This window comes from Sphingobacterium sp. UBA7625, from assembly GCF_002484085.1.
Taxonomy (GTDB): domain Bacteria; phylum Bacteroidota; class Bacteroidia; order Sphingobacteriales; family Sphingobacteriaceae; genus Sphingobacterium; species Sphingobacterium athyrii.
The window spans coordinates 96,315-109,609 of sequence record NZ_DLJD01000030.1 but is presented as its reverse complement, the minus strand read 5'-3'; the positions used below and the strand labels follow the sequence as shown (position 1 = coordinate 109,609).

The window sequence follows — 13,295 nt, the reverse complement described above, 5'->3', positions numbered from 1 at the left end:
TGCCAACAAAACAAAGGGTAATATATATCTTTTTTTCATCCTGTTATTTTTTATTTTTTCCTGCCTACCTCGTTTCAAAGCGAGGTTTGCAAGGCTATTATTTATAAAGACGAAGCTATTGATGGGTTTTTTTCCCTAATATGCCTGTATGCACAATAGCTCCTCGGTCAAACCATTAGAACGTTACTTTCACACCAAGGTTATACGATCTCACCAATGGATAAAGCCCATAATCCACACCTGGTGTCAGGTTGCCGCGTTGATTATAATCCGGTTCCGGATTGTAGCCTTTGTATTTAGAAATCGTAAATGGATTGTCCACTGTAGCATAGACCCTTACCCCAGAAAGTGTTAATTTTTCTGCAAGGCTTTTGGGAAGATTGTACCCCAGAGCAATATTTGTCATACGCAAGAATGAACCGTCCTGCAGATAAAAATCGGAAAGACGCGTACTGTTACTTTGCGTACCGCCACGCGATGCACGGTACACTTTTCCATTTCCTGGATTTTGAGCCGAACGGTAGCGTTGTGCGACATCCGCATATTGATTGCCGGAGCCTTCCATATTGTAGAGGTAATAATCATAGCCATCCAGCACTTTATTCCCTTGGGAGCCATTAAATGATGCGCGTAGATCGAATGCCTTATAGCGTGCGTTGAAGGCAAAGCCATAGGTAAAATTAGGATGCGGATTGCCGATCACCCGTTTATCGGCATCATTGACTACACCATTGCCATCTACATCTTCAAAATAAAGGTCTCCGGGTTGTAGCGGAGTTGTTGAAGCCGCTGAAGGTGCGACAGTTTTATAGTTTTCCGCTGTTGCCACGCCAAGAACTTTAAAACCATAGAACATACCAATTGGACTTCCTTCTTGTGTGATATGCGTTAAGTAAGAGCGTTCAGCGCCATTCGTCAGGATGGTAGAAGCACCTCCTAGATCAAGCACCTTATTTCTGTTAACATTAATGTTTCCGCTGAATCCCAATTCAAATTCATTTTTTCGAATCAGTGTTGCATCAATCTGTACATCAAAACCTTTATTCTGAACCTTCGAATTTGGCAGATTGGTCAAGATCGTTGTTGATCCAGATACAGCGGTGAGTGGCTGGTTGAATAATAAATTAAAGGAACGGCTTAGGTAGAAGTTGGTCATAATGTTGAGTCGGCCTTTCAACAAACCCAGATCCAGACCGGCGTTGTATTGTGAAGTTGTTTCCCAGCTCAATTTTGGATCGAGTAGATCACCTGCGGTATAGGAAGTTTCCACTTTATCGCCAAGAATAACTCCCGCTGGCGAGTTGATAATGGAAATCGCGCGATAGTCACCAATATTATTATTTCCACTACGTCCCCAGCTCGCTCTTAGTTTGACTGTCGATTGTTGTCCTAACCAATCTGTATAAAACTCCTCTTTGGAGACCGTCCATCCAGCTGAAACCGATGGGAAAGTTCCCCATTTGTTATTTGGCCCGAAGCGTGAGGAACCATCTGTACGAATGGATGCCGAAAGGAAATATTTCGAATCAAAACTGTAGTTTACGCGGCTAAAATAAGACTGAAGCGTTGTCGTACGTTTGAAAGTATCGTCTTTTAACAATTGGAAATTAGAAGGATCGGCTCCCTTATCGGTAATTTCGCCAATCGCATTGTTATTAAAGCCGTTGGCCCGCACACCTTGATAATCGTAATCCGTTCGTTGAGCCGAATAACCCAATAATGCAGATACCTGATGTTTCTCACCGAAAGTCTTGTTATAGTTTAATGTTGTTTCTAGCAATTTATCCAGTTCATTTTTTGTCTTGGCATCTGCGTAGGCTGCAGAAATTGCCTGTGGTGAAAACGGTTTGTTATTTCCATCGGATATACTTGTCGGACGGAAATAATCATACTTCTCGTCATAAGTAGACAATCCACCGTTTACTTTAAGATTTAGGCCATCAATAATGGAAAAATCAGCAAAGACATTATATATCCCCCTCTTTCCACGACGGTTGTTTTTAATCTCAGTAACATAGGCCAGTGGGTTTTCTGGATTCTGAATACCATAATTATTTGCCGACAGATCAGCCATCAGGTATTTGGCATAGGTTCCATCTTCGTTATAAACAGGGAGGGTCGGCAAATAAATTAATGCCGCCATTGACGGGCTTCTGTCGTAACGTCCTGTCGTCACCTCGTTGTTGTCATTATATGTAAAAGAAACATTTGCGCCAACGGTCAATCTTTTGCTTACCTTGCTATCAATATTGGCGCGGAAATTAAAGACTTTTTGATCCGTCCCAAGCATGATCCCTTGCTGATTCTGATACGAGCCACTCAGGAAGTAGCGATTTTTTTCGTTACCGCCATAGGTAGAGAGATTATGACGTTGGAAAGGCGCATTCCGGTAAAGGGCATCCTGCCAATCCGTATCATATTTCGCTTTTTTTGCGGTACCGGAAGCAAAGTCATAATAGTCTTCAGGAATACTCACCGAGCCTGCATTTCCGACATTGGCGATACGCGTTTTATTATCATCAAAGCGCCTACTATCACTCCAGGCGATCCCTTTCGCTGCTAGAAGGTCTTTATAGGAATTATTACGGCCATCAATCAGGAGATCAATAAATTGTTCTGAATTTAAGACGTCTATTTTCTTGGAAAGCTGACCAAAGCCTCCCAATACTTCATAATCCACATTACTTTTACCTTCCTTGCCACGTTTGGTTGTAATCAATACGACCCCGCCAGCACCACGGGATCCATAGATCGCAGCAGAAGCAGCGTCCTTTAAAACATCGAAAGATTCTATATCATTAGGATTAATATTTAAATTGTTTCCTGATGGGTAACCATCAATGACGTAAAGAGGATCCGAACCTGCGTTGATCGATCCCATACCGCGGACACGCATTTTGGTTCCATCGTACGGAGCGCCGCTTGTTTGCATCACCTGTACCCCGGCTACTTTACCAACTAAAGCCTGGGATAGTTTTGGTGCACTGAGGTTTAATTCTTCAGCCTTCACACTTGCAATGGCACCAGTAACATCAGATTTTCGTATTCTCTGGTAACCGATTGAAATCGTCACCTCTTCAAGCGTGTTTTCACTCGTTTGTAGTGCGAAGATCTGCCCCTTGGATTGCCCAACTGTCTGTACAAGGCTACTAAATCCCACATAGGAAATACTGAGTTGATCACCGATCTGTGCGTCAATCTGAAAGTTTCCCTGCTCATCAGACTGAGCTGATTTTTTTGTTTTTAGATTTAGGATCGTTGCTCCCGAAATTGCATTTCCCTGTGCATCGACCACACGGCCTCTAACGGGATGTTGTACCCGCGGGAACTGGGCTTCGGTTAGTGTGAGCGGTCTGGCTTGAACAGCGGGTGAGCTCGCTGCAATGGCACATAACAACCAAAAGACATTGTTGGCTTTAATTTTCATAAGTAGTGCATTTGATTTATGGGTACAAGGTTACAAATGCAATATGAAGGTAGTATCAATAAAAGGTTAATAGTTTTTAACTAAACCGAGTTAGCAAACAATATAAACTTAACAATAGGATAACACTAGTAAAAGCAGTTAGCTCCTCTTCTTAGCGAAGCGCGCGCGAAGCAACAACCGCAACAGTATATACATAACTACTGCAAAAAGGACATTACCGATCAGTTTGGGTGGTTCAAAATTTTCGAAGGTGGCATATTCATCGTTTTCGACATTGTACCCTGTACCGCTTGAATAAAATTCTCAAGGAAATCCTATTGTTAACTTGCCATCCACAGGTTGGTCATTCTGATAAGAAATGACAGTCAAAATAGCAAAAATACAAATGGTACCAGCCACTCCTTTCAAAATGGTTGGTACCATTAATGTTCTATTGCCAGGAATCATTGTATTCATTGGAATAAATATAATGATTGTTTTTTTTTACTCAGTGCCAGCCATTTAATAAATACTGTTTGTGGCTAGCTTACTGAAAATCCGGCAATAAAAAAGAATAACTATTTTCGATATTTCTAACAACAAGTTTGTTTTGCTGAATAAAGTTATACAGGACATTTTTGAGATGTCGAGGTAAAATCTTTAAATGAACAAGACCGGTATGTTCGACCTCTCGAAACATTTGCAACGCTGTGGCACCATTTTCGAAGTAATTATTCTCCAGTAATGCTTCTAGTTTTTGTCGGACATGGAGCATGGCATCCGATTCAAGTTGAAGATCTTTCTCAGCTTTCCATTCTTCAAATTGTAATTCTGGCGCAGGTGGCTTTTTTTTACCCGTTAAAAAGGTCCAAGGCACCTCAATGGAATAACTCCATTTCACCTCATCCTCTTCGATTTTAAGACGTACCAAACGCTCCTGGGAAACTTCAAATTCTTCGCGATGGAATTCCATGGCTTCTATGTGTGAACTCGCATATATCCGATCCAGTAAAATAGATTCCTGTGTTAAAAACTTCTGGACCTGAAACATTTTCTCAAAATCGAGATAGGCATGATCGGGCTTGCCCAGTAAGAACGAGAGCTCCTCGGGTCGCCACTCTTTATTAATCCTCCTTCTGAGATACGTATACCAAAGCTGGAAATCATGTGAATACATCATTCCGGAGCAGGAAGTTTTTATTGTAGATTCGTTATTCATAAGTTAAGTTTATAATTGGTTACTCGAATAATTTCAGTAGTTCTTCTTTACTAATGGATTTCATCAGATTGGCTTCGTCCAAGATTACACCCTCAGCCATTCTTTTTTTACTGTCCTGAAGTTCTAGGATTCGCTCTTCGACAGAGTCTCGACAAACAATCTTATAGGCCATCACATGCTTATCTTGTCCAATGCGATAGCAACGGTCGATCGCTTGGGCTTCAGCCGCTGGATTCCACCAAGGATCCAAAATATACACATAGTCCGCAGCTGTCAGATTCAGGCCAGTTCCTCCGGCCTTTAGACTGATCAGAAAAACACGGCAAGTATCAACCTTTTGAAATGTTTCAACTGCTGATTGCCGTTGCTCCTGGTTCATTTTACCATCGAGGTAAGCATACCCCATACCACAATTTTCAATCCTATCGGCGATAAGCTTGAGCATGGAGGTATATGATGAAAAGAGAAGAACCTTATGATTCGGAGCTACTTCTTCCATGATTTCATCAATAAAATCCAGCTTAACGGATTCATTGGAAAAATCGCCATCCTTCATTAATACAGGCGAATTACACAGCTGCCGTAATTTCTGCAAAGCCTCAATCGCTAAGAATTTGGATTTTGAAGAATCAGAATTAGCCAAATTATCTTCGATTTCCCCTTTGAAGATCTTTCTAAACCGATCGTATATCCGCCTTTGCTCGGGAGTCATATCCAAATAAAGTACGGTTTCTGTCTTCTCAGGCAGATCCAATGCAACCTGTTTTTTTGTTCGCCTAAGAATAAATGGTTCAATCATCTTTTGCAGATTCATTATTGGCACATCGGCTTCCTCCACATCTCCCAAAGACTTAAACATTTTATTAAAATTTCTATAATTCCCAAAAAAACCAGGATTAACCATGGTCATTTGTGCATAGATATCTTGAATACCGTTTTCAATTGGTGTACCAGTCATCGCAATACGAAATGAAGCTTTGATAGAAAATAAATATTCGAATCGCTTAGAATTCCTGTTTTTTATCATCTGGGATTCATCCAGAACCATATAACTGAATGATTGAGATTGAAGAAAAGAAAAGTCCGCCATCGCTGTTCCATAGGTTGTAAGTACGATTGATGCTTTTGATAAATTTTCCAGCTCCTTTCTTTTAGTACCGTGGTACACATGATAATTCCGCTCCGGAACAAACCGTTTAAGTTCATTTTGCCAATTAAATAGCAAAGAATTGGGAACAATAACAATGGAAGAGTCTGCCTCTGGATTCTTCTGATAATAGTATTCCAATAAAGTAATGACTTGTAGGGTTTTTCCAAGCCCCATATCATCAGCCAGAATACCACCCCATTGAAATTCTTGCAAGAATCCCAGCCAACTAAAACCAACCAATTGATAAGGGCGCAGCGTTGCTTTTACAGTATCTGGAACATCTAACATAGGTATTTCTGTCATATTGGCCAATTTATCTCTCCGTTCTCTTGTACTATCATTAATAATCCTAGGATCTATCTTTTCCAATTGTGTTTGAAAAGATATCAATTGCGCTGAGGTCAAAATGATATATGGGTCTTCTATACGTGCCTGACCAAACAGAGGGATAAAGAGTGATTTCAAAGAGTCGCTTATATAGAGATAATCCCCATTGTCAATTTTGAACCAATTTTTCTTTTCAAATAAATAGGGCTCCATCCCACTAGGTTCCAATATTAACTCACCAACTTTGAACTTTATGTTGACATATAGTAAATTGGATTCAGACTTTATCTCTACCACTTCCCACTTTAAAGAGAAAGGATAGTAATTAGCCCCTTTTACTACGCCTGAAAGCTTGAACTTGATTTGATGATCACGACATGCTTTACGGAGATTTGTTATCCAGTTCGTTCGGGAAATCAGAGATGTTCGCAATTTCCATGTATGTGGAGCAGCCTGTTCTTGAAAAACTTCATGTTGACTTTTGATAAAATTTCCAAAGGCCAGTTCATCATCTATGTTTCGTTCCTGAACAAGGATTTTATTATCCATATAAGTTAAAACAGTCGTACTGGGCATCTCTATAATAGGCAAAGTGAGAGTACCGAAATCTATAAATGCCTTTAATACTAAGACATCGTCGTGAAGAGACACCTCCAATAGTTTTATTTGTTCTGTCCTCTTGTCAGTTGTTAAAACCTGAGGTCTCTCATCGCGGTATTCGATAGGGAAATTCTGAGCTATCGGATGCAAGATTTCCGCGTAGAACTTGCTAATATCCTGGCGCAAAACAAAAATTTTAAATGCTGAATGTCGAAACTGATTCAAAAGTTTCCCCGCGGCCAAATCGTCTACAAAAAGTACGTTTTTAGTGCTAAGTTCTAAAAAGAAGCCATGGATATCGCTCAAAAGATTGATTTTCTTCAACACATTACCTTTGTAATAGGCGAGTATCTCCATCAGCAACCCCTCCTGACTCTCAACGACCTGAATCCTAAGCTTAAGATCACCGTTAGCAATTTTCAGTTTACGCGATTGATTGAGACTGGAGCTATATCGGAACTGAGCGTGCTTAAGACCAAAATTGTTTTGCTGAGAATAAAAGAAGATCACTTCATCATGACACAATACATTTGAAACAAGATCTCTCCACAAATCCATTAACTGATAGCTCCTTTCAGTCTGTTCAACAAATGAAAGTTCCTTGTCTCCATTAAATCTAAATGCGGTAGCTCCCAACTTCATCATTTTTTTTGCTACGGAATCAAGCAGCATCTCATGACAGCTGAGGTCTTCTGGATGTGGCATATCTTCCTGTAACAAATAGCTCTCTTTAAAAACATTTTTTTTCTTTTCTTCGCTTAAAAACGGAAGCAAAAAAGGGATTTGATCAATCGTATTATTGATCGGAATTGCAACAATAAATCTGCCTTTTGACTTCGAAATTGGAGCTGTAATTGGATTGATTTTATCACTAGCAGTATGGCATAGCTCGGACGGTTTGTGAAAACCATAAATGCTACCGTAATCAGCTGTTGCGTTGATGTTAATTTTTGTCAGCCCTTTTCGCTCGTTCTTAATAGACAAATTGAATAGCTTACGTTGGTTAGTATGTGGTAAAAACCATTTAGGATCATACAAATAAAAAAAATAGCGTTTATTCCCACTTAATTTTTCCCGCAATAAACTATAGGCATGTTCGCATAATGTGGCGCTTGTTCGTCCACAAGAACAATTTACTTTTAAATGCTTAGGGCTCAAAGTGATTAACACACGAATATTTTCCTTGGAGACATGCTCAAATAAATACACATTATTAAAAACACTTTCTTCTAGAAGCATTCTAAAATCCCAATCAAATCTTGCAGATTTTTCGTAAAAAAAACTTTTAAGATAAACGATCGACATGGACTTATCATCCATGTTTTGCCATGGTATCGTTACATCTATTTTATCTTTCATTGATTTATGTTTAGTTATACTGGTTTAACATTATCAGTCTACCATACCTAGATAAGCATCTAGCCTTTTATTGTGAGCTTCAATTTATTTTAATTCCCGATTTCATTTCCATATATCTTAAACTCTGCTCGCACAGATCAGCAAAAAAGACTACAATCCGATTAGCGTTGGATTTAAAGTACTCCATTTCCAGCTGGTTCAATTCAGGAGGCAGCTCATGTATCCGCCCTTTCATATCTTTTAATAGCTCTTGGTACAATAGAGCTTCGGCAGGTTCATTTGAGGTAAAAAAATCGCTTACTTTTTTATCACAGATACAGCTCCATTCGACCAACTCCTCCAACGTTGCATTCATTGGCGTGTAACCGATCCGTAGGTAGAGGTAGCTATGTATTCCTATTAGAATCAACTGACTTAACAACAGCACCGCCACTTGCTTGTTCGAAGGACGAGCATCAGAAAATATGGCCAGCAGATCGTGCATGAGCTTTGCATTACGTGTCCAGACATTTGTCGTTTTCAACAGCGTATCGGGCCAATTTACAGGAGTTAGCGAATATGTCGGCTTATAGCGTGGATTGCGGTAAAGGACAACAGAGTCATTCCAGATCGTGTGCGAAAAGCGACTTCCTATATTTAATTTCGCTGCGATAAAGCTGCTGCTTAAAAATGAAATAACTGCTGTCGCCCGACCAAAAGAAGCTTTACGGAAGTAACATTGTCCAACCCATTTTTTAATAACAACTATGTAAATGCTGACATTTCCAACATCTTTTTGGGGATAGTCGAATAATCCCTTACCATGAGTTTTACTCACATAATAATTGAGTAACATCATCTGTTCAACCTGATTGTCCCTGAGGATCTGATAAAGGAGTTGCTGTATATCGGACTGATATTGTTCAGGCCAAGGGAATTTGTGAAAAGTAGATGGAGGGACCAACGTTTCCTGCTGTGCAATTTTAACTTTTTCTTCTTTCACCAATTTAGTCTTTGCAAGCTCCGCCTGAACGGCCGCTTCAGTCGCCAAATTCTTTTCGTATTCAGCCTGCAATTCCTCCATAAAGTAACGGAAGAGTTTTTCTATCGCCGCCTGCATGACGGCACAATGATCGTATAACTGTGAAGCCGCTATGGCAGAAATCTCCAGATCTCTATTTTGATTGACGGCATTAAAGGAAGTATCCAATAAGCGGAAGCGCTCTTTCTCTTCATCTCCCTCACCCATAAATACTTTTTTAAACATCGAAAAGTGTGTATCGAGGCTTCTTATCCTACTGTCCAGACTGTGTACATTATTTCCTTTCCCCTCCACCATCACCTGCAGCAATTTTAAATGGCTTTCCAGACTTTGATGGACCATAAATAATGCACGGAGATAGTTTGCTGTACCGGCAAATGTCTGTGCCGCCTGTAAAAATTCAGCGGAAGCAGCCAGCACTTTTTGATAATGCTTATCGGAGAGATCCAGTATACCCCTTATCTCTTTCGGTTTACTGATTGCGGTATTGTTTTCACCGGAACTAAAAATCTCATGCTTGGGCAAAGCCGCATAACAATAGAATAAACTTCCCATCTTGATTTTATTTTTCAGTTCAGGGGTAAAAATCAACTCAAATGAGATACGTTCCTGATCCAACAGACATAATTCCACAATAGGTTTTAATATCTTATGTGAAAGGCCGCTCACAGGCTTAAGCGTCAAAACCAGGTGCTGATATTCCTGATCCAAAAACTGATATTTAACGAGATAAACCCGATCGAGATCCATACGTTGGGATAAACGGTCGATAATCAATTGGTTATTAATTTCCATAATAATGACTTAATAAGTGTAAAATTTCACAATATACAGCCTACTGAACAACAAATGGTTACAACCAATTATTGTAAAAAAACAATAGTTATATTGAAAAAAAATCAGAAGCAACTACCAAGGTGATTAAATAGAAAATCAACAGGTAACATACATTTGCGTTTGCACCTTGGTTTATTTTAGGAAAGGTCGGCAATCAACATAAAAATCGTATTGAAATTTCAAATATACTGATGAAAGATAGCTATCTGTATGCCGACAAAGAGACAGATAAGTTATTCGTGTTTTACATTATTCAAAAAACACTATTGCAATACATTTATATAGTTTATATATACAAATGTAGTAATTAAAAATATATCACACAAATATTTTAGAATAAAATGGTTTCGCCACGAATAGCATACCTTTCTTTCGCTAGAGCTGTCGCCATTAGCGTATATGTTGTAGCACCGCTCAAATTATGATATCCATACCCAATGAGATCCTTTATCGATATCGAATCAGTACTTAATCTATACTTAGTCAGTACGACAAGGGTGCCTCATCCGGTTTTGACGTCCCGTTTATCGCACTCCTTCGATCAGGAAATATGTGCTAATTATTGTTATGTTTAAGCGTAAATTGCGAGAGCGGGAACATAAGCTCATAAGGTTATGTAATTTATCATAAACGAATCATAAATAGCCATTAGCGAATTGTAAACCGCTGTCGCGTGCGATGTCATAGCATCGTATTTTTATAGTAGATTAAAATAGTACCGTTTTGAAGAATTATAGCGTCTAACAAGCCGGAATAAAACTTAATCCATTCCCGATTGGATTGATTTTGCTGTTCACTATATCTACGAGTGGCAATACATCATCAGGGAGAAAATCATATAGAGGAGAGTATGAAAAATATTTTTAAAATGGGAATTCTAAGCACATGCATTGGCTTGTTCTTCTCCTGCAAAGAGCAGGTCAGCCCTTTGTCTGAAGACTATTATAAAAAAAGTGGAGCGATCTATTTTATCCCCGGAGGTAATGGTTTTGAACGCGGTTCAAGAAAGACGGAAGCAGATGTAAATAGTTTTTCTGTGATCAAAGGCGTCTATGCACGTGATAAAGACAAGATCTATTTTATGGGTTGTCCACAACAATTCGTTGATGCAAAGACCTTTCGATTGAAAGGAAAAATTCCCATCGATCAGTCTCACGTATTCGATTTCAATGGCTCTCCATCAGCTACAGGAGCATGCAGCAAACAACAACTCACCGTCATTACAGGTGCGGATCCCGAAACGTATACTACGCTGTATGATTCGGTCGCATCCCTATCTAAAGATAAATCACATTATTTCTACAAGGCCCAACCATTAGCGGTTGACTACGCCTCATTTAAAATTTTGAATAAAAATTTTGTAAAAGACAAGAATAGGCTCTATGTGGTCACGGAGAAAAGTATCAATCCGCTCAGTTACACAACGGACAAGATTAATGTACTCAACAGCGAATACCTCATTATAGATGGTAAAACATTGCTTTATTACGAACCTTATCAGAATATCGGCGTACTTGAAACGACTTTGCCATCGGCCAATAAAATCAAATTGTTAGACAAAAAATCAATCATTATTGATCAATTAGTTCTCATTGAAGGAAAGAAATTTGAATTCGCTGATGTTGATGCCGGCAGTTTTAAAATATTGGAAGGAATTGGTGGAAACTCTTTTTGGTCCAGAGACAAAAATCATATTTATTATAATGAACAGCTCCTGACAGAGGCAGACCCAAAAACTTTTGAAGTTCTTAAACGTGCTGTCGCCAAAGACGCCAGACATATTTTCGTCGGCGATAAAATTTTTGAAGGCCCCGATGTCAAAAGTTTCAGAGTTGTAGATAAATCAAAAACAAATCATGATTTCGAAGATGATCTGGGCCACAAGTACTGGTACCGGCCCAAAGAGGGAGGAGCCGAACTCATTCCGGTAGAGAAGAAATGATGCTATCGCTTGAATCTATTCTTTTAAAATCGGTCGTCTAATGAAGTATAAGTTCATAACGTACGGATCTTCCAAGCCCAATTTGTTCAACTATACCTTGCTCTTGCAGGTATTGCAGATCTCTTGTTGCAGTAGCTTTTGAGGTCTTCGTAATGGACATATACTTTTTTGCTGTCATACCACCGACAAATCCTTCAATCCCCTGTTCTAGCATACGATTAATAACCTTCATTTGCCGCTCATTCAATAAATCCCTGTTTCGATCAAAAAACTTTGCTTTTATTACTGTAAACTCAATCAGTTCTTTTGCTTCTTTTTGAGATTCTAAAATAACTTGGGTAAAATAGCCTATCCAACCTGTGATATCCAAACTAGCCTGAGCAATTTTTAGATTATCATAATAAGCCTGCTTATTTTTTTCAATAGTCTTTGATATCGACAACAAGACAGGAGCCTGTAATGTATTGGATAAAGTGTATTCTGCCAGCGCTCTTCCGATCCGTCCATTCCCATCTTCAAAAGGATGAATAGATTCAAAATACAAATGGACAATAGCTGTCTTGATCAGGGCGCCAATAATATACTCCGACTCTTTAATTTCATAGGATTTAAACCAGTGAACCAGTTGCTCCATCTCTTTTGGAACAACAACAGATGGAGGAGCTTCATAATGGACAACTTCTTTACCATACGAGCCTGAAATTATCTGCATAGGTTCATCACCTGTACGCCATACTCCCGCATTAATTTTCGGAAATCCTGCCATAAGTATGGCATGCCACTCCTGGATCAAATCGACGCTTAATTCTTTTACCGCACTCTCCCGTACGGTTGTCATCAATTTCGCAACACCAGTAACTCTTTGGTCATGAACGACTACGTCATCTTTAATACCGAGATTTCTTTTGATGGAGGACATCACGTCCTCTCTACTCATATATTCGCCCTCGATCTCTGAAGTTTTCATTGCCTCAGCGATCAGAATCTCCACAAATGCTTCCTGTTTTAGTTCCGCATTTAATCCTGTTAACAAACCATTTAGCTCTCCCATTTCTTTAGCAAATGCAACAGCTATAGGTAGAATCTCTTCGATACTATATCTGAAATGGGGCCATTCTTTATATTGCCAGTTATACATTTGAGCTGATTTTAAATTCTAATCGGCTCAAATATAAGTAAATTTTGAGCCGATTAACCAATTTAATCGGCTCATCGAAAAAAATAATGCAGGGACAAACGGACTTAATCTGGCTGTCCAGCAACCAATCAGGTCGCTTTATAATCACTGAATTCGGCTATTTTTCCAAAAGCTTTTTTCGTCTACTTTAGCCTCAGGATCCCTGTATTTAACATGAATCCTATCATAAAGCGTTGCATTGGCATAATGAGTATATACGAAGCTTTTCGTTGCTCTTTTAACAGCTAACGCTTTCA

General features: G+C 39.2%; 6 protein-coding genes. 1 reads left to right on the top strand and 5 read right to left on the bottom strand.

Annotation, left to right across the window (positions count from 1 at the left end; all coding sequences use genetic code 11):
• Window positions 1-175 precede the first annotated feature (175 nt).
• The 4 genes from B4G94_RS14160 to B4G94_RS14145 all read right to left on the bottom strand — a co-directional run bounded on the left by B4G94_RS14160 (window position 176) and on the right by B4G94_RS14145 (window position 9,877).
• Complete coding sequence (locus B4G94_RS14160) at window positions 176-3,427, bottom strand: SusC/RagA family TonB-linked outer membrane protein (protein WP_286859622.1); 3,252 nt, start codon at window positions 3,425-3,427, stop codon at window positions 176-178.
• 526 nt (window positions 3,428-3,953) lie between these two features.
• Complete coding sequence (locus B4G94_RS14155; RefSeq protein ID WP_286859620.1) at window positions 3,954-4,625, bottom strand: hypothetical protein; 672 nt, start codon at window positions 4,623-4,625, stop codon at window positions 3,954-3,956.
• Window positions 4,626-4,644: 19 nt separating this feature from the next.
• Entirely contained in the window at window positions 4,645-8,061 is a 3,417-nt protein-coding gene (locus B4G94_RS14150; RefSeq protein ID WP_286859619.1) for a DEAD/DEAH box helicase, read from the bottom strand.
• Window positions 8,062-8,140: 79 nt separating this feature from the next.
• A complete protein-coding gene (locus B4G94_RS14145) occupies window positions 8,141-9,877 on the bottom strand; it encodes a hypothetical protein (protein WP_286859617.1) in 1,737 nt (578 codons plus the stop codon).
• Window positions 9,878-10,769: 892 nt separating this feature from the next.
• On the opposite strand from B4G94_RS14145, the gene B4G94_RS14140 reads away from it, so the two are divergent.
• On the top strand, window positions 10,770-11,861 hold the full coding sequence (locus B4G94_RS14140; RefSeq protein WP_286859616.1) for a DKNYY domain-containing protein: 1,092 nt from the start codon (window positions 10,770-10,772) through the stop codon (window positions 11,859-11,861).
• Between the two features lie 37 nt (window positions 11,862-11,898).
• Here the strand turns inward: B4G94_RS14140 and B4G94_RS14135 are convergent, their stop codons facing one another.
• Window positions 11,899-12,999 carry a Fic family protein gene (locus B4G94_RS14135; RefSeq protein WP_286859614.1) on the bottom strand — a complete coding sequence of 367 codons (1,101 nt, stop codon included), beginning with the start codon at window positions 12,997-12,999 and terminating at the stop codon, window positions 11,899-11,901.
• Between the last annotated feature and the right edge of the window lie 296 nt (window positions 13,000-13,295).

Coding starts and splice junctions, on each gene's coding strand:
- B4G94_RS14140 (WP_286859616.1), top strand. CDS start 10,770: ATGAAAAATATTTTTAAAATGGGAATTCTAAGCACATGCATTGGCTTG.
- B4G94_RS14135 (WP_286859614.1), bottom strand. CDS start 12,999: ATGTATAACTGGCAATATAAAGAATGGCCCCATTTCAGATATAGTATC.
- B4G94_RS14155 (WP_286859620.1), bottom strand. CDS start 4,625: ATGAATAACGAATCTACAATAAAAACTTCCTGCTCCGGAATGATGTAT.
- B4G94_RS14160 (WP_286859622.1), bottom strand. CDS start 3,427: ATGAAAATTAAAGCCAACAATGTCTTTTGGTTGTTATGTGCCATTGCA.
- B4G94_RS14150 (WP_286859619.1), bottom strand. CDS start 8,061: ATGAAAGATAAAATAGATGTAACGATACCATGGCAAAACATGGATGAT.
- B4G94_RS14145 (WP_286859617.1), bottom strand. CDS start 9,877: ATGGAAATTAATAACCAATTGATTATCGACCGTTTATCCCAACGTATG.